At 49.5% G+C, this 524-nt stretch carries 1 pseudogene; it reads left to right on the forward strand.

The window, feature by feature from the left end:
* A pseudogene (locus tag FDX22_RS12250) lies at nucleotides 1-524 on the forward strand (ATP-binding protein); the annotation flags it as partial.

The raw sequence follows: 524 nt of genomic DNA on the forward strand, positions 1-524 counted from the left end.
ATGCCATCAAATTTACCGAGAGCGGCAATATCGACATTCTGGTTGAAAAACGCGCGCTCAGTAACACCAAAGTCCAGATTGAAGTTCAAATCCGCGATACCGGTATTGGCATCCCGGAACGCGATCAGTCACGTCTGTTCCAGGCTTTCCGTCAGGCTGATGCCAGCATTTCGCGCCGTCATGGCGGTACCGGACTTGGCCTTGTGATCACACAAAAACTGGTCAATGAAATGGGTGGGGATATCTCGTTCCATAGCCAACCCAATCGCGGTTCCACTTTCTGGTTCCATATCAGTCTTGANTTCCACTTTCTGGTTCCATATCAGTCTTGATCTCAATCCTAATGTTATCAGCGATCGTTCAACCACCCGCTGTCTGGCCGGAAAACGACTGGCTTACGTTGAACCAAATGCTACCGCCGCGCAATGCACGTTAGATATCTTGAGTGAAACGCCGCTGGAGGTGATTTACAGTCCTTCATTCTCTGCATTACCGGCAGAACACTACGATATCCTGCTACTTGG

Source organism: Citrobacter sp. TBCS-14 (assembly GCF_005280805.1).
GTDB lineage: Bacteria > Pseudomonadota > Gammaproteobacteria > Enterobacterales > Enterobacteriaceae > Citrobacter > Citrobacter gillenii.